Source organism: Agrobacterium genomosp. 13 str. CFBP 6927 (genome assembly GCA_900012615.1).
GTDB lineage: Bacteria > Pseudomonadota > Alphaproteobacteria > Rhizobiales > Rhizobiaceae > Agrobacterium.
In genome coordinates this window covers 1239360-1261110 of record LT009757.1, presented here as the reverse complement: position 1 = coordinate 1261110, position 21751 = coordinate 1239360, and the positions used below count along the sequence as shown (strand labels likewise).

Sequence of the window (21751 nt, the reverse complement as noted above, 5' to 3'; positions counted from 1 at the left end):
CGATGGTATCGGCAACTCCCAACCGGCAATCCTCCCGCCGGCCTCCAGAAACAGGATGCTTGTATGCCCCCAGCTCCAAATGTAAAGACCATCACCACGAATGTCGGTTGGAGCGTCCTGTCTAAAACAGGCACATTCGGGCTTAAATTTGTCACCGTCCCGATTCTCGCTCGACTGCTTTCCCCGGAGGAATTCGGGGTGGTCGCGGTAGGACTAACGGTTGTACAGTTTCTGACCATGATCGCCGGCGCGGGGCTGACCTCTGCCCTGATCGTCGAAAAGGAAGAGGATATGGATACGATCCATACCGTCTTCTGGGCCAATCTCGCCATCTCCTGCACCATGGCCGCCGTTCTCTACATCTGGGCGGAATTTTTCGGCGGGCTGCTGGGTGCGGTGGAGAGTGCCTATCTGCTGCGCATCATGGCCTTCCTCATTCCGCTGCAGCTCGCAGGCGATGTCGCCTATTCGCTGCTCGCCCGGCGCATGAACTTCAGCCAGGACGCGGTGTGGAGCATGGCGTCGGAAAGCATCGCGGCGGTCGTCGCCGTCGCTCTCGCCCTTCTCGGCTTCGGCGTCTGGGCGCTCATCATCCAGCTTTTCGCCGCAGCCCTCATCCGTCTTGTCGGGCTTTATGCCGTTTCCCGTTATTGCCCGCGTTTCGTCATGAAACCGCGCCGGCTGGTGCCGCTTCTCGGCTTCAGTTCGGGGCTGATGGGCTCGGAAATCGCCAATTTCGTTACCTTCCAGTCACCGATGGTGGTCATTGCCCGACACCTGGGTCTGGCGGATGCCGGCGCCTATTCCGCCTCCAACCGCTTTGCCAGCATTCCCAATCAGGTCGTGCTGTCAGCCGTCATGGGCGTCCTGTTTCCGGCCTTCAGCCGCATGATGGACGATCCGCAGCGCCGGCGTGACGCGCTGATGTTCAGCACACAGGTGCTCACCGTGCTGCTTGCGCCGATGATGTTTGGCCTCTGGGCCGTGGCCGAGCCGGCCATGCTTGTCATCTTCGGGCAGAATTGGGCCTATGCCTGGCCGGTTCTCGGACTTCTGGCCCTGTCAAAGGCCATTCTGACACCATGCAGCACCTTCATCCCCTATCTGAAGGGTGCGGGTTACGGGCGCGTGCTGTTCTGGTCGGCCACGATCCGCGCCATTGTCACCACGGTCGCGGTCTGGGCTGCCGCTGTTTACGGCACCCTGATCGATGCGATGATATGGCTTTGCATCGTTAATGCGGTCACTCTCGTGGCCTATTCCTGGGCCGTGTTCAAGGCAAGCGACACGCCCTTTTTCAGCGGTCTCTACATCAGCAGCAGGCCAATGATTACAGCACTGGTGATGGCCGTTTCCGTGCGTTACCTGCTTCACATCCTTGCAGACCGCATTCCCAACGCGACACTTCAGGTCCTCATCGGGGCGGCCGTCGGCGGCATCATCTATGCGGGGCTCATCCTGCTTACCGAACGAGCATTGCTGAAAAAAATCCTCGGAATGGTCAAATCGCGGCGAACACGCGAAAACGCAACCCAAGGTTAGAATAACTGCGCCTCATTTCGGCCGTGAACCAACCTGTTCCACCGTGGGTTCACGCGCCGACACGGGGCGTCAGGGTCTGATTTTTGCGATGCAGCATCACGACAAATGACAATTTCACACAGTTTAGCTATTTTTAATCATCGCCAACCCTGAATAAAATTGAATAATTTCAATTATTTAATTTTCCGTCCCAGCAGCATATGACGAAACGCCAGACAATTACCCGCAATATCTAAGCTTGCGTTTTTCCCGCGTCGCCACATTTTACCCTTAAGTCGAAACCAGACTTGCGAGTGCGGGCTTAAGTTCGCTCTGGTTGCAACGCGGCGTGGGTGGACGCCGCCCAATAGGGGTGACTGATGTGACTGTCGATCAGAACCTATCCTCCCGTATCAATTTGATGCGCATATTGCTGATATCAGGAATCGTGTTCGTCCATGTGCCGCACGATGCCGAAACCAGCCCTTTTCTCGGCCTTTACGGTTTCTTCGACTGGCTGCGGGTTTTTCTGGGCGACGCCCTGTTTCGCATCGGCGTGCCCTGTCTCAGCGCCATTTCCGGTTATCTGCTGTTTCGCCGTGGTATGAGCGGTTTCGATTATCCGGCGACGATCCGTTCCAAGTCGAAAACCGTGCTGCTGCCCTTCCTTCTGTGGAACGGCGCGCTGTTTGCGGCCGTATTGCTGATCCAGCTCTTCGATGTCGGTGTGGGCTATTTCCCCGATCTGTGGAACGCCAGCCCGCGTGAAATCATCAGCCATGGTACGGCGCTCGAAGAGCTGCCGGTGAACGTGCCGCTTTATTTCCTGCGCGACCTCTTCGTCTGCATCCTGCTGTCGCCGGTGCTCGCCTTTCTGATGCGCCGTTTTGCCCTGCCGACGCTCGCCATCCTGCTGCTCATCACAGCCATGCCTGACTTGACGATCTTCATCGTCCAGAAGAAATCCATCCTTTTCAGCTTCTCGCTCGGCATTGCGCTCGCGCTCCACCGCGTCGACGTCAAGGCGCTCGACCCTTACGCCCTGCCGATCATGGCGCTGACCTTTGCCGCCTCGGCCATGCTGGCGACGGGCCTCTATTTCACCGGGCCGGAATTCACCTTCTGGCTCAACATGTCGCGCAATCTGCTCGCTGTCTTCGGCGCGCTCGGTTTCTGGGCATCGTCCGCGCTTTTGATCCGCAGCAGGCTTGGCCGGCGGCTTGCGGAAACCGGAAGCCTGAGCTTCTGGATATTCTGCGCCCATTATCCGCTACTCGTGATCATGTGGATGGTGTGGAACAAGGGCGGGCCGGATTTCTACCCCGCTTTCTATATCAGCGCCACGCTTTCCGCCTTCGTCATTCTGGTGGTCAGCAACGCCCAGACCCGCAAATACCTGCCGGCCGTCTATGCCGTGCTGACCGGTAGCCGAAACGGCAAAGGCAAGACGAAAGCCGATTTTGCGACCAAACGGGCCTCCATGATTGGTCCGCCCACATCCGAAACACTTTATTCGCAACGACAGAGGTGAACCAATGACAACATTTGTCACCCGCGTTAAGACACGCATTCTTCTCGCCGCGGCCCTTCTGGCCACCCCCTTTGCAACGCCCGGCCAGGCGCAGGAAGGCAATGGCGCATCCTTCATCGAGAACTTCGATTCCATGGACAGAAGCTTCTGGTACGTTTCCGATGGCTGGAACAATGGCGCGCATCAGAACTGCACCTGGTCGAAGAAACTGGCAACGGTGGAAAACGGCCAGCTGACGCTCGGTTTTGAAGACGCCAAGGCCGGCGACCGCAAATTCGCCTGCGGCGAAATTCAGACCAAGGGGCGTTATCGTTACGGCACCTATGAAGCGCGTATGAAGGCAGCCACCGGCTCCGGCCTGAACTCCGCCTTCTTCACCTATATCGGCCCGACCGACAAGAAGCCGCATGACGAAATCGACTTCGAGGTTCTGGGCAGGAATACGGGCCAGGTGCAGCTCAACCAGTATATTTCCGCCAAGGGCGGCAATGAGAAGCTGGTGCCGGTCGAAGGCGGCGCCGATGCCGGCTTCAACGATTACGCCTTCGTCTGGGAGCCGCAGCGCCTGCGTTATTACGTCAACGGCAAGCTCGTCCATGAAGTGACGGACGAGTCGAAAATTCCCCAGAATGCCCAGAAGATCTTCTTCAGCCTGTGGGGCACCGACACGCTGAAAGACTGGATGGGCCGGTTTTCTTATGCAGGACCATCGCAAATGATCGTTGACCGGTTTGCCTTCACGGCGCTCGGCGACAAATGCCAGTTCCCGGAATCCATCGCCTGCGCCCTCAACTGATTTTTTTGAACCAAACCGTCATCCGCGGCGTCTCTGACGCATGAACCAACCGGACCCTTGCATGACCCATGTTCTATATCTCGCGCATGATCTGTCGGACCCCGCCATTCGTCGGCGGGTGCTGACCCTGCTTGCGGGCGGAGCGCGGGTGACGCTGGCGGGCTTCCGGCGCGGACAGAACCGACTGGCGGAGATCGAAGGCGTCGTACCCGTCGTGCTCGGGGAAACCGCCGACGGGCAGTTTCTGCAGCGCATGGCGGCGGTGGCGAAAGCCAGCCTCTCGCTGGGCAAGACCCTGAACGGCATCCCCGCCCCCGACGTTATTCTCGCCAGAAATCTGGAAATGCTGGCGCTGGCAAAGCGGGCCATGTCGATCTATGCCGGGCAGCCGGCGCTGGTTTATGAATGTCTCGACATTCACCGCCTGCTTCTCAACACGGGCAAGCCCGGACAGATGCTGAATGCCGCGCAGCGTTATTTCGCCCGCGACGCAAAGCTGCTGATCACCAGCTCTCCGGCCTTCGTGGAGCACTATTTCAAGCCCGTGTCAGGCCTCGATCTTCCCGTCCTGCTGCAGGAAAACAAGGTGCTGGCGCTCGACGCCACCGTTGCCGCCACGCCGCAGCCACGCGCCCCCGCCCCCGGCAAACCATGGAAAATCGGCTGGTTCGGCGCGCTTCGCTGCCGCAAATCGTTGGAAATCCTCGCCGAATTCGCCCGTCGAATGGAAGGCAAGGTCGAAATCATCCTGCGCGGCCGGCCGGCCTATTCGGAGTTTGCCGATTTCGACGGCTTCGTGGCCGCTGCCCCGCATGTGCATTTCCATGGGCCTTACAAGAACCCCGAGGACCTCGCTACCATCTATAACGAGGTGCAGTTCACCTGGGCGATAGACTTTTTTGAGGAAGGCCAGAATTCCAGCTGGCTGCTGCCTAACCGGCTTTACGAGGGCTGCCTTTATGGCACCCTGCCGATTGCGCTCGCCGGCACGGAAACCGCCCGCTTCATCGAAAAGCGCGATATCGGCTTCGTCCTGCAACATGCCGGCGCTGACGATCTCGCCGCGCTGTTTAACCGGATGAACCCGCAAACCTATGCGGACGCCTTCAATACCCTCTCGGCAACAAACCGGAAACAATGGCTGACCGACCGCGACGATTGCCGTCAGCTGGTCCAGCAATTGTCCTCTCTCGCCAAATCCGCTTCCGGCCATGCCCGCGAAGCGCAGTTTTCACCCGTGTAGTGCGTAGGGGGCAAATCATGGAAGGTCTTGGTCATTCCGGCATCAGAACGCTGATCGTCATTCCCTGCCTCAATGAGGCGAAGACGATCGAGGGGCTGCTTGTCAAATTCACCGGCGCGATGCAGGGGCGTCTTTTCCGTATCGTGGTTGCCGATGGCGGCAGCACGGATGGAACCCGCGATATCGTTTCCGCCTTTGCGGCGGCGGATGACCGCGTGACGCTTCTCGTCAATCCGAAGCGCATCCAGAGCGCCGGCATCAACCTTGCCGTCGCCACCTTCGGCGAAGATTTCGACTATCTCATCCGCATCGACGCCCATGGCGATTATCCCGACGATTATTGCCAGCGGCTGATCGAGGATGCGGAGCGCACCGGCGCGGATTCCGTCGTTGTCGCCATGGATACGGTCGGCCACGGCCTGTTTCAGAAGGCGACGGCCATCGCCCAGAATTCCAAGCTCGGCAATGGCGGCTCGAAGCACCGCGAAGGTGCCAAAGGCCACTGGATCGACCATGGCCACCACGCGCTGATGCGGATCGCCGCTTTCGACGCGGTCGGCGGTTATGACGAGAGCTTCAGTCATAATGAGGATGCCGAACTGGATTTCCGCCTGCGCAAATCCGGTTTCCGCATCTGGATGACCGACAAGACCCGCATGACCTATTATCCGCGGGCGAGCGTCATGCCGCTCTTCAGGCAATATCTCGCCTACGGCCGCGGCCGGGCAAAGAACCTGCTGAAACATCGCTCTATCCCGAAAATCCGCCAGATGATTCCGCTCGCCGTGCTGCCGGTCTTCATCTTTGCCTTGCTGTCGCTTGTGCACTGGGCGGCACTTATTCCGCTCGGCCTCTGGATCGCCGCATGTGTGGGTTATGGCTTGTGGATGGCAATCGGTCAGAAAAACCCATACGGCCCGCTCGCCGCCTTTTCGGCAATGGTGATGCATCTGGCCTGGTCCACCGGCTTCTGGCTGGAACTCCTGAAATTCCGGGGAAGAAAGGCTGTCTCATGACCGACAACACCGTCACCCGCCCAGATGATTCGAAAACCGTCGATATCGGCATCTGCACCTACAGACGCCCGGCACTCGTCGCCACACTTCTGTCACTCTTCGAGCTGGACGTGCCGGAAGGCGTGAAAGTTCGGCTGATTGTTGCGGATAATGACGAGGAGCCAAGCGCCAGGGCGAGCGTCGATCGCCTGCGCGAAACCGCGCCCTTCGAGATTACCTATGTTCATTGCCCGAAATCGAATATTTCGATTGCCCGCAATGCCTGCCTGTCGGAATGCAGGGCGGATTATCTGGCCTTCATCGATGATGACGAGACCGCCCCGCCGCATTGGCTTGCCGCCCTTCTCGAAAAGGCCGACGAAACCGGCGCGGAAGTCGTTCTCGGCCCGGTGACGGCCGTCTACCGCGAAAACGCGCCGGGCTGGATGAAACGCGGCGATTTCCACTCGACCGTTCCGGTCTGGGTCAATGGTGAAATCATCACCGGCTATACCTGCAACACATTGCTCAAGATGGATGCCCCCTCGGTGAAGGGCCGGCGTTTCGCGCTGGCGCTTGGCCAGAGCGGCGGCGAAGACACCCATTTCTTCTCGCATCTTCACGCCGCTGGCGGCCGCATCGTCTTTGCGGAAGATGCCATGCTGTCCGAACCGGTACCGGAAAATCGCGCAAGCTTCATGTGGCTTGCCAAACGCCGCTTCCGCTCCGGCCAGACCCATGGCCGCGTGCTGGCGGACAGGAAACCCGGTATACGCCGCGTGGTGCAGGTGCTGAAGGCTGGATCGAAAGTGCTTTATTGCGCCGTTTTCGCCGCCTTGAACGGTTTCAACGCCGTTCGCCGCAACCGTTATGCGCTGCGCGGCGCATTGCATATGGGCTCGATGAGCGGCGCTTTCGGCGTGCGTGAAATCCGCCAGTATGGCGCGGTGGAGGCGACCTGATGGAAAACCTTGCCTCGCCGCCCGATATCAGCTTCGTTATCGCCGCCTATAATGCCGCCGATACGATTGAAGCCGCCATTCAAAGCGCACTCGACCAGCAGGGTGTGACGCTGGAGGTTATCGTCGTCGACGACCGTTCCGCTGATGACACCATTGCGCTCGTGGAAGGTATCGCCATCATCGATCCGCGCGTCCGCCTGCTTGCTCTTGCGGAAAATCTCGGTCCGGGCGGTGCGCGCAATGCCGGCATCGAAGCCGCGACCGGACGCTGGATCGCCGTGCTCGATTCCGACGATGTCATCCGCCCGGAGCGCTCCGCCTGCATGATGTGCCGGGCGGAAGCCGCCAATGCGGCGATTGCGGTCGATAATCTCGATGTCGTCTATACCGACGGCAGGCCCATGGAGACGATGTTTCCGGAAGAATTTCTGGAGGAACGGCCGGTTCTCACGCTCGAGGATTTCATTTCCTCCAACATTCTTTTCCGCGCCACCTTCAACTTCGGCTACATGAAACCGATGTTCAGGCGCGATTTCCTCAATGTCGAGGAACTGCGCTTCCGCGAGGATATCCGCATCGGCGAGGATTATATCCTGCTCGCCTCGGCGCTCGCCGCCGGCGGTCTCTGCGTCATCGAACCGAAGCCGGGTTATGTCTACAATATCCGCGAAGGCTCGATTTCGCGCGTGCTCGAACTTCATCACGTCGAAGCGATGATGCGGGCGGATCAGGAATTCCTGAGCCATTACACTTTGCTGCCGGCCGCCATGGATGCGCAGCAGGCGAGAGCCCGCAGCCTGCAGCTGGCGCATAATTTTTTGACATTGGTGGAAAACATCAAGAGCCGTTCGGTACTTGGCGCCTTGAAGACCACGATCAGAGATCCTGCCGTGCTGGGGCATTTGCGAATGCCGATTGCAGTGCGGCTGAGGAGGCTGCGGGACGCGATGTTTGCGCCCGCGGCAAATACAGGGTGAAAAGACAGATTTCGTGAAATTTGCGCGTGGACGAAATCTGCGCGGGGACTGGGGACAGATCAAACCTTGATGAAGGAGAACGCGATGGACCTGAACAAAACTGTCAGAAAAGCCGTCATTCCCGTAGCTGGCAACGGCACACGGTTTTTGCCCGCCACCAAGGCGATGCCGAAGGAAATGCTGACGATCGTGGATCGTCCGGTCGTGCAATATGCCGTTGACGAAGCCATGCAGGCCGGCATCGAGCACATTATTTTCGTGACGAGCCGCAACAAGACCGCCATCGAGGACTATTTCGACAGCGCGCCGGAACTCATCAACACGCTCACCCGCTCCGGCAAGACCGTGCAGGTGCTGCAGCTGGAAAAGATGCTGCCGGTTGCCGGCACTGTCAGCTATACGCGCCAGCAGGTGCCGCTCGGTCTCGGCCACGCCGTCTGGTGTGCGCGCGAACTGGTGGGCAAGGAGCCTTTCGCCCTGCTTCTGCCTGATATGGTGTCCTATGGCGCACGCGGCTGCATCGCCGGGCTGATGGAGCTTTACGATGAAGTCGGCGGCAATATTCTCGGCGTCGAGGAATGCCTGCCGGAAGAAGTCTCGTCCTATGGCGTCGTCGGCGTCGGCCAGAAGGTCAATCATGGCTTCGCCGTCACCGAAATGGTCGAAAAGCCGGAACCATCCAAGGCGCCTTCGAATTATTACCTGAATGGCCGTTACATCCTGCAGCCGGAAATCTTCGATATTCTCGCCAAGCAGGAACGCGGCGCGGGCAATGAAATCCAGCTGACCGACGGCATGAAGCGGCTTGCCGAAAAGCAGCCCTTCCATGCGCAGAAATATAGCGGTCGCACTTTCGACTGCGGCAGCAAGCAGGGCTTCATCGCCGCCAACGTCGCCTTCTCGCTGATGCGCGCCGACATGGAAGCTCAGGTTCTCGCTTCCGTGAAGGAACTGGTGGCAAACCACGAAAGCCGCGTCCAGGCGGCCTGACTTTAATCGCGCCGCCGGGGAGGCGGTCGGCGCACCAATAACGGGGGGCGGGAAGGCGAGCCAAGGCTCGGCTTCCCGCGTACCATTTTTAATTCACAAGGTAGGTCCATGCACCACAAGACCTTTAAATCCAATATCGGTTTTCCGGAGTCCGGCAAGGATTCCGACACGTTCATCGACCTCGACCGCCTGTGGGCCGCCGTGGTGCGTCGTGCCAATGTCATTGCCGCCTCCGTCATTGCCGCCGTGGTTCTGGCCGGCCTTTATCTGGTGCTTGCGACCCCCGTTTACACCGCGATGACGCAGGTGCTCCTGGATGAAAGCCTTTCCCGTTATGCGGAAGAGGAATCGCCGGTTCCCGCCGCGCAGATCGTCGACAACCGCATCGCCAGCGCCGTGGAAATTTTAAAATCCAAGGAAATGGCCCTGACCGTGGTCGACAAGGCAAGGCTTTACGAGAACGACACCATCGTCAATCCGCCGATGTCGCCGGTCGAACTCGTCAAGTCCTCCGTGCGCGGCATTCTCGATCTCGTCCTGCCGGGCGATCCGCCGGTCTCCGAAGCCGCAATCCGCGCCGGGCGCCGCGAAAAGGCCGCCGCCGTGCTGCAGCAGTCGCTGACGGTGGAACGTGTCGGCCGCAGCTCGGTCATCGCCATCTCGACCCGCTCGACCGACCGCCAGCTTGCCGCGCAGATTGCCAAGACCTATGCGCAGGCCTACCTAACCGAACAACTGAATGCCAATTTCGACGCCAGCGAGCGCGCTTCGGTATGGTTGCAGGAACGCATGACGGACCTGAACCAGCGCGCTCAGGCAGCGGAACTTGCGGTCCAGAAATTCCGGTCCGACAACAATATCGTATCCTCACGCGGCGAACTGATGTCGGAAAGCCAGCTTGCCGATCTCAATGGCCAGCTGATCGCCGCGCAGGCGGATGCCGCCACGGCATCTGCCCGTTACAACCAGTATAAATCGATCATCGACCGTGGACCGGAAACGGCTGTCGATAACGCCGTTGTCTCGGCCCGCGATACCGACAATTCGGTCATTCAGGACCTGCGAAAGCGGTACATCACCATCTCCGACCGGCAGCGCGGCATCGTCCAGCAATTCGGCGCCGACCATCCGCAGGCAGCCGCGCTCGATGCCGAGAAGAAGGAAGTATCACAGCAGATCTTCCAGGAATTGCAGCAGCTGACCGGCAGCTTCAAGAACGAATATGACGTCGCCAATTCCCGCGTACAGTCGCTGCGCGACAATATCGACAAGGTGGCTGGCCGCAATTCCGAAGCCAACATCACCATGGTGAAGCTGCGTGAGCTCGAGCAGCGGGCAACGGCGCTACGCACCCTCTACCAGTCCTATCTCGGCCGCTTTGAGGAAGCCTCGCAGAAACAGTCATTGCCGATCGCCAAGGCCCGCATCATTTCCGAAGCCGGCCTGCCGACCTCGCCTTCCAGCCCGAAAAAGACCATGACCATGGCACTTTCGGTCATTCTCGGCCTGATGCTGGGTGGCGGTATCGCCGCACTTCTGGAATTCCGGGATCGTTTCTTCCACACCGGCAACGATGTGCGTGACAATCTGCGCATGCGTTTTCTGGGCTATCTGCCCTTCATCGGCGAAAGGGGCGTGGAAAACGCCAAGACGGGCAACAGCGCCGCCACCCCCGGCGGCGAGAATGCGACGCTTGATGAAAGCGGGCAGGTCTCGTTCCAGAAAATGCTGCGCCTGGCCGTGGACAGCCCGCGCTCGAGCTTTGCGGAAACGCTCCGCAACGTGAAACTCACGGCAGATGTCGTCATTCAGGAACGCCAGTGCCGGGTCATCGGTGTGATTTCCTGCCTGCCGAATGAAGGCAAGTCGGTCGTGGCGCTCAATCTGGCTGGGCTGATCGCCTCCACCGGCAAGCGCACGCTGGTCGTGGATGCCGATATCCGCAATCCCGGCCTCAGCCGCATGTTGACGACACGGCAATCCGCCGGCCTCGTCGAAGTGGTGCTCGATGAAGTTCCGTGGACGCAGGCGGTGAAGGTGGATACGCGCACGAAAATGGGCATCCTGCCGGTTTCCACCAGCAACCAGTTCGCCCATTCCAGCGAGCTGCTGTCTTCCTCCGGCATGCGCAAATTCATCGACTCAGCCCGCGAGGCCTGCGACTACATCATCGTCGACCTTGCACCCGTGGTTCCCGTCATCGACGCCAAGGCCTTTGCACCGCAGGTGGACGGTTTCGTCTTCGTCACCGAATGGGGCAAGACGCCGATCCAGATGGTGCAGAACCTGATGGCCAACGAACCGCAGATCGCCAACAAGACGCTCGGCATCGTGCTGAACAAGACCGACATGACAGAATTGCAGCGTTATGCCGGCCCCGGCGGTTCGGAACATTATCACGAGAAATTCTCGGCCTATTACGGTGATGCGAAGCCGCCGGTAAAGGAAGATGCTTAATGATGGAGATTTAACAGGCCGGTTGCATCCACACTCCGTCACCCCGCCCCCCGAGCCGGGGTCCAGCCAGCCCAAGTCCTTGGGCTGAAAAGAGGTCTTGGCGCCGCGCAGACGCGCGGCGGCTGGATGCTGGATCTAGTCCGGCATGACGGAAGAATCGCAAATTCCCCCATTTCACCCATGGCATTGACCCCTGAAATTGCGCATTGATGGCTTAAAGCTAAAATCGCAAGCAGGATCAGTCCAATGCCATCACCCATCGCCTTTGTTTCACGGATGAATGCGGAAACGGAAGCCGTCTGGAAACAGGCGCTGCGCGCCGCCATGCCGCAGGAGGAAATCCTTTCCTTCTCCGAATTGACGGACGAGCAGCGACAGGCGGTGGATTTCGCCATCGTCGCCAATCCAGATCCGGCCGATATCGCAGCTCTTCCGGGCCTCAAATGGATCCACAGCCTGTGGGCGGGTGTCGAGCGGCTGGTGCTGGAGCTGGGCGACAAGGCTCCCCCAATCGTCAGACTAAAGGACCCGGAGCTTTCCCGCGTCATGGCCGAAGCCGTGCTGGCATGGACCTATTATCTGCAGCGCGACATGCCCGCCTATCGCGAAAATCAGCAAAAGGCGCTCTGGCAGGAGCTGGACTACCGCCACCCCGGCGAGATGACCGTCGGTCTCCTCGGCCTCGGGGCGCTCGGCACGGCTGCGGCGGAGCGCCTCATCCATGCCGGGTTCAACGTTGCCGGCTGGAGCCGCTCAGCTAAAGCGATCGAAGGCGTGGAAACGCTGACCGGCGATGACGGGCTACAGGCATTGCTGGAAAAGAGCGACATTCTCGTCTGCCTCGTACCCCTTACCGATGCGACGCGCGGTCTTCTTGATGCCGGCCGTCTCGCCGCAATGAAAAAGGGCGCGGCACTCATCAATTTCGCCCGCGGCGCCGTCATCGTTGCCGACGACCTGATTGCGGCGCTTAATTCCGGCCGGCTTTCGCACGCCGTTCTCGATGTCTTCGAGCAGGAGCCCTTGCCCGCCGCTTCCGCCTTCTGGCTGCATCCCAAAGTTACCGTCCTGCCGCATATTTCCGCGCCGACAGGCCGCGAGAGCTCGGCCAGGATCGTCGCCGGCAATGTCCGCACATGGCGCGAGACCGGTACTCTGCCCGAGACTGTCGATATCGCGCGCGGTTATTAAAACAGGATGGCGGGCGACCTATTCTCCCGCCACCGTCTTTGCCTTGTGCGCCATTTCAACGGCCGAGATGATCTGCTGTTCGTCATAGGGCTTGGTCAGGAGAACCGCGCTTTCCGGTGCTCCCTCCGGCAGATGGCTGTCTCCCGTCGCAAAAACGACGGCAAGCCCCGGCTTGCGGCGCAGAGCCTCCACCGCCAGTTCCCCGCCCCGCATGTCCGGCAGGCCGATATCGGTGACGAGAACATCGATATGGTCCGCCTCGATCGCCTTCAGCGCCTGAGCTGCATTGCCGGCCTCGACTACGGTGTAGCCGCTATCCGAAAGCATCTCCGTCGAACTCATCCGGATGAGCGCATCATCCTCGACCAGAAGCACGCGAACGGGTCTGTTTTCATGTCCTGCCTTGGCGGTTTCGGTGATTTTTGACGTATTCGATGCCGATGCCGGCCTCGTCTTGGCCAGAGAAACCTGCTTGCGATTGGCGATGACGTGGCGGATGCGCCGCGCCAGCGCTTCACGCGTATAGGGCTTGGAGAGAAGCTCGACCCCGGCATCCAGTTTGCCGCCATGCACGATGGAGTTTTCCGTGTAACCCGATGTGAAGAGCACGGCGAGGCCGGGCAGCCGTTCCTGCGCGCGACGTGCCATTTCCCGGCTTTTCAAAGGTCCCGGCATCACCACATCGGTGAAGATGACATCGATCGGTATGCCGCTTTCGACCACGGTCAAACCGGCCTGCGCATCGCGGGCGGTCAGCACCCGGTAACCGAGATCACCAAGCGTCTCGACGACAGTGCCGCGCACCTCCTCGTCATCCTCCACCACCAGGATCGTCTCGGTTCCACCCTCGATGGGACCGGTCGGCATCACCACTTCCCTGTCCTCGTCGGCGGCGGAGCGCGGCAAATACATCTTCACCGTCGTGCCCTGCCCGAGCTCACTATAGATGTTGACGTGGCCGCTCGACTGTTTTGCGAAACCATAGACCATCGAAAGGCCGAGGCCCGTGCCCTTGCCCTCCGGCTTGGTCGAAAAGAACGGCTCGAAAACCTTCTCCAGAATCTCCGGCGACATGCCCGATCCGGTATCTGTAACGGCGAGCATGACATATTGCCCCGCCGAAACCTCCGAATGTTTACGGGCATAATCGCGATCGAGAACCGCATTGCCGACCTCGATCGTCAGCTTGCCCTGCCCCTCCATGGCGTCGCGCGCATTGATCGCCAGATTGAGGAGAGCATTCTCCACCTGGTTGGGGTCGGCATAGGTGTTCCACAGGCCGCCGGAGGTGATGACCTCCACCTCGATCGCCTCGCCGAGCGAGCGTCGCAACAGATCGTCCATGCCCGTCACAAAACGGGCAATGTTGATGACACGCGGTTCCAGCGCCTGACGCCGGCCGAAAGCCAGAAGCTGGCTTGCAAGCTTTGCACCGCGATGGACGCCGGCAAGTGCATTTTCCAGCCGCCGTTCGGCGCGCTCATTGCCGGTCACGTCCTTTGACAGCAATTGCAGATTGCCCGCGATCACCTGAAGCAGATTGTTGAAATCATGTGCGACACCGCCGGTCAGCTGGCCGATGGATTCCATTTTTTGCGCCTGCTGCAACGCCCTTTCGGTCTGGCGACGCTCGGCCATTTCCGTCTCAACACGCGCTTCCAGCCCTTCGTTGAGCTGGCGAAGCTGCTCTTCCGCCCTGATCCGGTGGCGAATTTCGCGTTCCAGATTGCTGGCATGTTCCTTCAGCGTATTTTCGGCCTGCCGCTGTTCGGTGACATCCGTGTGGACGCCGACCCACTCGGCAATGGTGCCGGTCGTGTCGAAAATCGGAACGCCACGGATCGCAAATGTGCGGTAGATGCCGTCATGGCGGCGCACACGATGTTCCCATATATAGGTCGACTTTTCCGCAACCGCTTTGTTCCAGCTGTCGACAGACCCCTGCCTGTCCTCAGGATGGACGGCATCCGCCCAGCCAAAACCCTGATATTCTTCGGGGGTCTGGCCCGTTAACGCCGCCCAGGCGGGCTGCTCGCCGAGCATCCTGCCCTCGGCGCTGTTGGTCCACAATACGCCGTGGACGGCTTCCACCGCGGCGCGGAAGCGACTGTTGCTGAGCAGGATTTCCCGCTCCGAACGCTTCCGTTCCTCGATATCGATAATCAGCACATAGATGCCATCGATGGAGCCATCGGCGATATAACGCGGAACATAGCGGATTTCGGCCGCACGCGTGGTGCCGTCCGGTCTGTTGATCACAGTATCCGAAACGATCTTCTCGCCGCTGAGGGCACGATCGAGATAAGCCCTGCGGGCCTCGAAAAACGCCTCACCGACGATTTCGGGAGCGCTGCGGCCGATAACCTCCTCGGCGCGGCGGCCGAACCATTCCAGATAACCGTCATTGGCGAACTTATAGACATAGTCACGATCGACATATCCGACCAGAATAGGCAGGGCATTGGTGAGCCGGCTTAGTTCCTCGCGGCTCTGCTCCAGTGCCTCGAGCGCCTTCACCTTGTCGGTATTTTCGAGCACGGTGCATAAAACACCGTCCACCGTGCCGCCTTCGTTATAGATCGGCGTGTAGAACAGGTCGAAGATCACCTCTTCCGGCTGGCCGTGCCGCATCAGCGTCATCGGCTGGTCACGATAGGACATGACCTCGCCGCGAAAGCCGGCTTCCAGAATGCGGCTGTTCCAGTCCCATATTTCCGGCCAGATACCCGGCACCGTTCCACCAAGCGCCCGCGGGTGGTAATTGCCGGCGATCTCCGCATAGCCGTCATTATAGATCATCACATGATCACCACCCCACATCAGCACCTGCGGAATGGGGGAATTGACGACGGAATTGGCCTTCTGCCTCAGATTTTGCGGCCAGCCGCCAATCGGACCGAGCGATGTCTTCGACCAGTCGAAACCACGCACAAGCTCACCCGTTTCACCACCACCGATCGGCCATATCGGGGCAGCACGAAGATTGGTCATTCAATATCACCACAAAAACAGAGACGAAATTTCCCGTAATACAGAACGGAATAAATGTCCAAGAAAACAAAAACTTCCGTTTATTGTTCCAGACTTTTTCAGATTTCGGAAAAGTTCCAGTGGCGTGAAATATTTGCTTGGACGCGCAGCAGCGTCACGCGGAAACGACATCCGCGAGCGGCATTTTTAACGGATGTCTCCGCCAGACGTGACGATTGATTGACGATTGCGATCCTCAATACGCCAGAAATTGCCGCAAACGGAACGACAACAAAGGAATTATTAAGCCTCAATACGAACGCTGACGGTCGCGGTGCCGTCCGCGCCCGGGTCTCCGCCACACCGCGACCAGAGGGAACAAAAATGAAAATACTTTTGGGTGCCACTATTCTTTCCGCCGGCTTCGCCTTTTCAGGCGGTGCCGCCTTTGCCGCCGACTGTGGAAACGTCACCATCGCCAGCATGAACTGGCAATCCGCCGAAGTCGCCGCCAATCTCGACAAGCTCATTCTTGAAAAAGGCTATGGCTGCTCCGCCGAAATCGTCACCGGCGATACCGTACCGACATTGACGTCCATGGCCGAAAAAGGCCAGCCGGACATCGCACCCGAAGCCTGGGTCAGCCTGCAGCCGGAAATCGTCAAGCAGGGGCTGGAAGGCGGCAAGGTCGTCGCCGCCGCCAAGATCCTCTCGGACGGCGCCGTCCAGGGCTGGTGGATTCCGAAATATGTCGCCGACGCCAATCCCGATCTCAAGACCATTCCGGACCTCTTTAAACATCCTGAGCTTTTCCCCTCGCCCGAAGACAAGGCGAAGGGCGCCGTCTTCAACGGTCCGCAGGGCTGGGGCGGCACCGTCGTCACCGCCCAGCTCTTCAAGGCTTTCGATGGTGAAAAGGCAGGCTTCACGCTTGTCGACACCGGCTCCGCCGCAGGTCTCGACGGCTCGATCGCCAAGGCTTACGAGGCCAAGCAGCCATGGGTCGGTTATTATTGGGCACCCACCTCGCTGCTCGGCAAATATGAGATGGTGAAGCTCGGCTTCGGCGCGGAGTACGATGCGGCCGAATGGAAGCGCTGCACATCTGTCGCTGACTGCGCCGATCCGAAGCCAAACGCATGGCAGGTGGACGACGTGCAGACGCTGGTCAGCAAGACCTTTGCCGACCGCGCCGGTCCGGCCATGGATTATCTGAACAAACGCGCCTGGACCAACGACACCGTCAACAAGCTGATTGCCTGGATGACCGATAACCAGGCGACAGGCGAAGACGGCGCCAAGCATTTCCTGAAAGAAAACGAGGCGCTGTGGACCGGCTGGGTGTCCCCTGACGTCGCGGAAAAGGTCAAGGCCGCCCTTTAAGGCCGCCTCGACATATCTGCCCGGCAACCGGCGTGCGCCAAAGGCAACGCCGGGCTGCATCGCGTATTTTGCGAGGCAAGCTGCGCCGGCTCAACAGGATAGAGCGTCCCGCCCGGCATGCCTGAAGGCCGCGCGGCGCTCTGACGATCTTACTCCCGGAGCGCGGAGGATTTGGGTCCCCGCCTCCGCTTCGTCATGGAGAACAGGATATGGAATGGCTTTTCAAATTTCCGACCATGAATGACGATGCTCTGCGCGCGCTGAAAAAAGTCATCGACGAGGGATTTCGGGCATTCACCCGAACCTATGGCAGCGCGATAGAGGGGCTGTTCACCCCCCTTCAGAGCTTCCTCATCTGGGCGGAAAGGCTTTTGATCGGCGCACCCTGGCCGGTCGTTATTCTTATTGTCGGCGTGCTCGCCTGGTTTGCCAGCCGCAGCGCCACCATTGTTGCCCTGTGTTGCGGCATCCTGTTTGCCATCGGCTGGTTCGGCATGTGGGAGGACACGATGAAGACGATTTCGATGATCTTCGTCTGCGCCGTACTGTCTATCGTCATCGGCCTGCCGATCGGCATCGCCATGGCGCGCTCCAACCGTCTGCAGAATGTCGTCAATCCTATTCTTGACGTGATGCAGACGATGCCGAGTTTCGTCTATCTCATTCCCGTCGTCATGCTGCTCGGCATCGGCCGCGTGCCCGGCGTCATCGCTGTTGTCATCTATGCCATCCCGCCGATGATCCGGCTTACCAATCTCGGTATCCGCATGGTTGACCGCGACGTGCTGGAGGCGGCCGACGCCTTCGGTTCATCGAAGCGCCAGAAGCTTTTCAAGGTGCAGTTGCCGCTCGCACTGCCCACCATCATGGCAGGCATCAACCAGACCATCATGATGGCGCTCGCCATGGTCGTCATCGCCTCCATGATCGGCGTGCAGGGCCTCGGCCAGCCGGTGCTGAAGGCCATCGCCAACCAGTATTTCACGCTCGGCGTGTTCAACGGGCTTGCCATCGTCGGCATCGCCATCATCTTCGACCGCATCAGCCAGGCCTATGGCCTTCGCCTGCAAAAACACCGGGAAGTGGCGCATGGCTAGTCAATCGATCGAAATTCGCAGTCTCTACAAGATTTTCGGCTCCAAGGCGGCGGACTATGTCGAGCCCGTCAAAGCCGGCATGTCCAAGGCGGAACTCAACGCCAAACACGGCCATGTGCTCGGCCTGCGCGATATCAACATCACCATGCCGGGCGGGCAGATCACCGTCATCATGGGCCTTTCCGGCTCGGGAAAATCGACACTGATCCGCCACGTCAACCGGCTGATCGACCCGACCGCCGGGGAAATCCTCTATGGCGGTGCCGATGTCTGTCGCCTGAACGAAGCCGAGCTTCTGGAATTCCGCCGCCACAAGACGGCGATGGTTTTCCAGAAATTCGGCCTTTTGCCACATCGCAACGTGCTGCAGAATGTCGTCTACGGGCTCGAGGTGCAAGGCGTCGACAAGCGCGAGCGGGAGGAAAGGGCAGAAGTCTGGATCCGGCGCGTGGGGCTGGAAGGCTTCTCCAGCCACTATCCGAACCAGCTTTCCGGCGGCATGCAGCAGCGTGTGGGCCTCGCCCGGGCGCTCACCAACAATGCCGAAATCCTGCTAATGGACGAAGCCTATTCGGCGCTCGATCCGCTCATCCGCGTCGACATGCAGACGGTACTGCTGGAACTGCAGAAGGAGTTGAAGAAGACCGTGGTCTTCATCACCCACGATCTCGACGAGGCTCTGCGGCTGGGCGACAAAATCGCGATTCTGCGCGACGGCGAAATCATCCAGCAGGGCACGGCCGCCGAAATCGTCATGTCACCGGCCGACAGCTATATCGAGGCCTTCGTGGAGGAGGTCAATCGCGGCCGTGTCATCCGCCTCGGCGCCATCGTCCAGCCGGAGTTTTCCGGCCAGTCGCGCCTTCAGCTCGCTGCGGATATGACGGTCGAAGAGGGCCTGCGCGCGCTCGTCCGGGAAAATGTCAGCAGCGCCACGGTTGTTGGAGAAAACGGCAAGTCGCTCGGCACCGTCACCACCGACGCCATCATGCGCTGTCTCGTTAGAACCGCTTCTGGCGAAGACGCAGGCATGGCGGAACGGCTGTCAGGCTGATTCTTCAAGCCACCCGGCAATGCCCTTGGCGGCGGCCTTGCCGGTGGCAAAACAGGCGGTCAGCAGATAACCGCCTGTCGGCGCTTCCCAGTCCAGCATTTCCCCGGCAGCGAATAGGCCGGGGATGCTTTTCAGCATGTAGTTCTCATCAACACCGTTCCAGGCGACACCACCCGCCGATGAAATCGCCTCGGCAATCGGCCTCGGCCGCAAAAGCGGTATCTCGGCATGTTTTATTCTCGCGGCGACGAAATCGTCTGGCATGGCCGCGATGTCGGGAAAGATTTCCCTGAGAAGGCCGACCTTGACGGCAGAGAGGCCAGCCGCCTTGCGCATGCGGTTTGCAAAACTCTCCTTGCGGCCAAGCTTTGCCAGATCGAGGCCCAGGCGTTCCACGGTTCGTCCCGGCGCCAGATCGACGACAAGCGACACTTTGCCCGCCTGTTCCAACCGGTCGCGCAGTGCGGCGGAATGGGCATAGATGACGCTGCCCTCGACGCCGTGCTGCGTCACGACGAACTCACCCTGAAACGCACCTGCGGGAGAAATGGTGATGACGGATTTCAGCGCCTCGCCTGCAAAACGCTGCCGGAACACATCACTCCAGTAGACGTCGAAACCGCAATTGGCAGGTCTGAACGGGTCAAGCGCCACACCCTTTGCCGCAAGCACTGGAACCCATGCGGCATCCGAACCCAGCCGCGGCCAGCTCGCGCCGCCGAGCGCCAGGAGTATGGCATCGGCCTCGACGGTAACTTCGCCCTCCGGTGTCGCGAAAACCAGTCGATCGCCTGAAAAACCCGTCCAGCAGTGCCGGGTCCTGATGGTGACACCCTGCGATTCCAGCCGGGCGAGCCATGCCCGCAGCAGCGGCGAGGCCTTCATGACGGTCGGGAACACCCGGCCGGAGGTGCCGACGAAGGTTTCTTGCCCCAGCCCCTGCGCCCAGTCGCGCAGCATGTCGGGCGTAAAATCATCGAGAGCGGCGCGCAGCCTCGGTTCCGCATCGCCGAACCGGTGACGGAAGCTGTCGTAATCTTCGGCATGGGTAATGTTGAGGCCGGATTTTCCGGCCATCAGCAATTTGCGCGCCACGGTCGGCATCGCCTCGAACACCGTCACGGCATGGCCTGAGGCCGAGAGCACATCGGCCGCCATCAGCCCCGCCGGTCCGCCGCCGATAATCGCGACCCGCCTCGCTTCCCTCAAAACCCGCTCCATCGCCATCTTCGCCATTGTGGCCTTATACCGATTTCCGTGAAGGAATATATGCGATATTGAAACGCGCATGTTCACGCTCGACCGATCCGTCACCTTTTCGCAGGATATCAAGAAAAGCCGCTTCATCGCCTTTGCAGCACCCGTGACCGGAGAGGAAGACGCGAAAAACTTTCTGGCGGCGCATTCTGACGTCGACGCGAACCACAATTGCTGGGCCTGGCGAACGGGTCAGACCTATCGTTTCAGCGATGACGGCGAACCTTCCGGTACGGCGGGAAAACCAATCCTTCAGGCCATAGACGGCCAGGCGCTGGACAATGTCGCCGTTCTCGTCATCCGCTGGTTCGGCGGCATCCTGCTCGGCAGCGGTGGTCTCATGCGCGCCTATGGCGGCACGGCGGCGGCGTGTCTTCGGCTTGGAGAAACCTCGCCGGTCATCGCCTATGTCAGCGCGACTTTGAGCTGTCCCTTTTCCGATCTGGCGCTGGTGAAATCGCGCCTTTCCGCCACACAAAACCTGCGGGTGGAAAAGGAAGATTTCACCGAAACCGGCGCGGATATGCTGCTTTCGGTTCCGGCAGAGGAAGCCGAACGGCTCACCCGGCTTTTAAGTGACCTGACCAGCGGACGCGTCAATCTCCACATTCCCGACTAGCACTCTGTCCGAATGCGCGATTTGTGCTAAGGAAGCGCCATGTCATCTGAGCTTTCCAACCCCGTCTATAATCCGCCGCTCGAACCGTGGCTGACCATCGTGCACCGGGATGACGATCTTCTGGTGCTGGATAAGCCGAGCGGGCTTTTATCGGTGCCGGGGCGCGATCCCGCGCTTTCCGACAGCCTGATGACGCGTGTGCAGAAACAGTTCCCGAAAGCGCTGATGATCAACCGGCTGGACAAGGACACATCGGGCATCGTGCTGATGTCCCTGAACCGCAAGGCGCATGCGGCGATTGCGTCGCAGTTTGAAAACCGCCAGACGCGCAAATCCTATGTCGCCATTGTCTGGGGAGAGGTTGCCGGAGAAGCGGGCGAAGTGGATTTGCCGCTCGCCATCGATCCCGAAAACAAGCCCCGCCACCGGGTCGACCACGAGAGCGGCAAGCCGGCACAGAGCCTTTGGCGAGTGCTGGAACGATTGCCGCTTCCGGCAACGCGGCTGGCGCTGACACCCCTTACCGGCCGTACCCACCAATTGCGGGTGCATATGAAGGCACTTGGCCACCCCATTCTCGGCGATGAGTTTTATGCCGAGGGCGAAGCGCTTGCCGCTGCGCCGCGGCTGATGCTGCATGCGCAGGAGGTTGGGTTCCGCCATCCCGATGGCCGCGACGTCACCTATACCGTGCCCTGCCCCTTCTGA

Annotated in this window: 18 protein-coding genes; 15 read left to right on the top strand and 3 right to left on the bottom strand. The window is 60.0% G+C overall.

The window, feature by feature from the left end:
* Nucleotides 1-63: 63 nt before the first annotated feature.
* The 10 genes from AGR13A_RS20105 to AGR13A_RS20060 all read left to right on the top strand — a co-directional run bounded on the left by AGR13A_RS20105 (nt 64) and on the right by AGR13A_RS20060 (nt 12663).
* The gene (locus AGR13A_RS20105; RefSeq protein ID WP_080838950.1) at nt 64-1542 is read left to right on the top strand and encodes a lipopolysaccharide biosynthesis protein; all 1479 of its coding nucleotides are present in this window, start codon (nt 64-66) and stop codon (nt 1540-1542) included.
* A 361-nt stretch (nt 1543-1903) separates the two neighbouring features.
* A complete protein-coding gene (locus tag AGR13A_RS20100) occupies nt 1904-3052 on the top strand; it encodes an acyltransferase family protein (RefSeq protein WP_035223933.1) in 1149 nt (382 codons plus the stop codon).
* Nucleotides 3053-3056: 4 nt separating this feature from the next.
* Entirely contained in the window at nt 3057-3848 is a 792-nt protein-coding gene (locus AGR13A_RS20095) for a glycoside hydrolase family 16 protein (RefSeq protein WP_080838948.1), read from the top strand.
* Nucleotides 3849-3909: 61 nt separating this feature from the next.
* The gene (locus tag AGR13A_RS20090; RefSeq protein ID WP_080838946.1) at nt 3910-5091 is read left to right on the top strand and encodes a glycosyl transferase family 1; all 1182 of its coding nucleotides are present in this window, start codon (nt 3910-3912) and stop codon (nt 5089-5091) included.
* Between the two features lie 17 nt (nt 5092-5108).
* Nucleotides 5109-6107 (top strand): glycosyltransferase family 2 protein, encoded by a 999-nt coding sequence (locus tag AGR13A_RS20085; protein WP_080838944.1) that lies wholly within the window; start codon nt 5109-5111, stop codon nt 6105-6107.
* The gene (locus AGR13A_RS20080; protein ID WP_035223747.1) at nt 6104-7048 is read left to right on the top strand and encodes a glycosyltransferase; all 945 of its coding nucleotides are present in this window, start codon (nt 6104-6106) and stop codon (nt 7046-7048) included. The genes AGR13A_RS20085 and AGR13A_RS20080 overlap by 4 nt, the downstream gene beginning before the upstream one ends.
* Nucleotides 7048-8025 carry a glycosyltransferase family 2 protein gene (locus tag AGR13A_RS20075; protein WP_035223749.1) on the top strand — a complete coding sequence of 326 codons (978 nt, stop codon included), beginning with the start codon at nt 7048-7050 and terminating at the stop codon, nt 8023-8025. Before AGR13A_RS20080 ends, AGR13A_RS20075 begins: the two co-directional genes overlap by 1 nt.
* Before the next feature lie 84 nt (nt 8026-8109).
* On the top strand, nt 8110-9015 hold the full coding sequence (locus tag AGR13A_RS20070) for a UTP--glucose-1-phosphate uridylyltransferase (RefSeq protein ID WP_035223752.1): 906 nt from the start codon (nt 8110-8112) through the stop codon (nt 9013-9015).
* A 108-nt stretch (nt 9016-9123) separates the two neighbouring features.
* On the top strand, nt 9124-11472 hold the full coding sequence (locus AGR13A_RS20065; RefSeq protein ID WP_035223755.1) for a polysaccharide biosynthesis tyrosine autokinase: 2349 nt from the start codon (nt 9124-9126) through the stop codon (nt 11470-11472).
* 246 nt (nt 11473-11718) lie between these two features.
* Complete coding sequence (locus AGR13A_RS20060; RefSeq protein ID WP_080838942.1) at nt 11719-12663, top strand: 2-hydroxyacid dehydrogenase; 945 nt, start codon at nt 11719-11721, stop codon at nt 12661-12663.
* 18 nt (nt 12664-12681) lie between these two features.
* Here AGR13A_RS20060 and AGR13A_RS20055 read toward each other — a convergent pair whose 3' ends face one another.
* Together AGR13A_RS20055 and AGR13A_RS24750 are read right to left on the bottom strand one after the other, a co-directional pair.
* The gene (locus tag AGR13A_RS20055) at nt 12682-15654 is read right to left on the bottom strand and encodes a PAS domain-containing protein (protein ID WP_080838940.1); all 2973 of its coding nucleotides are present in this window, start codon (nt 15652-15654) and stop codon (nt 12682-12684) included.
* Nucleotides 15655-15752: 98 nt separating this feature from the next.
* On the bottom strand, nt 15753-16040 hold the full coding sequence (locus AGR13A_RS24750; protein ID WP_139786102.1) for a hypothetical protein: 288 nt from the start codon (nt 16038-16040) through the stop codon (nt 15753-15755).
* Between AGR13A_RS24750 and AGR13A_RS20050 the strand changes: the two genes are divergently transcribed.
* The 3 genes from AGR13A_RS20050 to AGR13A_RS20040 all read left to right on the top strand — a co-directional run bounded on the left by AGR13A_RS20050 (nt 16018) and on the right by AGR13A_RS20040 (nt 19167).
* On the top strand, nt 16018-17016 hold the full coding sequence (locus tag AGR13A_RS20050; protein WP_035223763.1) for an ABC transporter substrate-binding protein: 999 nt from the start codon (nt 16018-16020) through the stop codon (nt 17014-17016). The two genes, AGR13A_RS24750 and AGR13A_RS20050, sit on opposite strands and share 23 nt — an antisense overlap.
* 209 nt (nt 17017-17225) lie before the next feature.
* Entirely contained in the window at nt 17226-18113 is an 888-nt protein-coding gene (locus AGR13A_RS20045) for an ABC transporter permease (RefSeq protein ID WP_080838938.1), read from the top strand.
* The gene (locus tag AGR13A_RS20040) at nt 18106-19167 is read left to right on the top strand and encodes a quaternary amine ABC transporter ATP-binding protein (protein WP_080838936.1); all 1062 of its coding nucleotides are present in this window, start codon (nt 18106-18108) and stop codon (nt 19165-19167) included. Before AGR13A_RS20045 ends, AGR13A_RS20040 begins: the two co-directional genes overlap by 8 nt.
* Here the strand turns inward: AGR13A_RS20040 and AGR13A_RS20035 are convergent.
* Nucleotides 19159-20403, bottom strand: coding sequence for a TIGR03862 family flavoprotein (locus tag AGR13A_RS20035; protein ID WP_080838934.1), 1245 nt, complete (start codon nt 20401-20403; stop codon nt 19159-19161). The genes AGR13A_RS20040 and AGR13A_RS20035 overlap by 9 nt on opposite strands.
* A gap of 52 nt (nt 20404-20455) precedes the next feature.
* Between AGR13A_RS20035 and AGR13A_RS20030 the strand changes: the two genes are divergently transcribed.
* Both AGR13A_RS20030 and AGR13A_RS20025 read left to right on the top strand, forming a co-directional pair.
* Nucleotides 20456-21043, top strand: coding sequence for an IMPACT family protein (locus AGR13A_RS20030; protein ID WP_080838932.1), 588 nt, complete (start codon nt 20456-20458; stop codon nt 21041-21043).
* A gap of 39 nt (nt 21044-21082) precedes the next feature.
* The gene (locus AGR13A_RS20025; protein ID WP_080838930.1) at nt 21083-21751 is read left to right on the top strand and encodes a pseudouridine synthase; all 669 of its coding nucleotides are present in this window, start codon (nt 21083-21085) and stop codon (nt 21749-21751) included.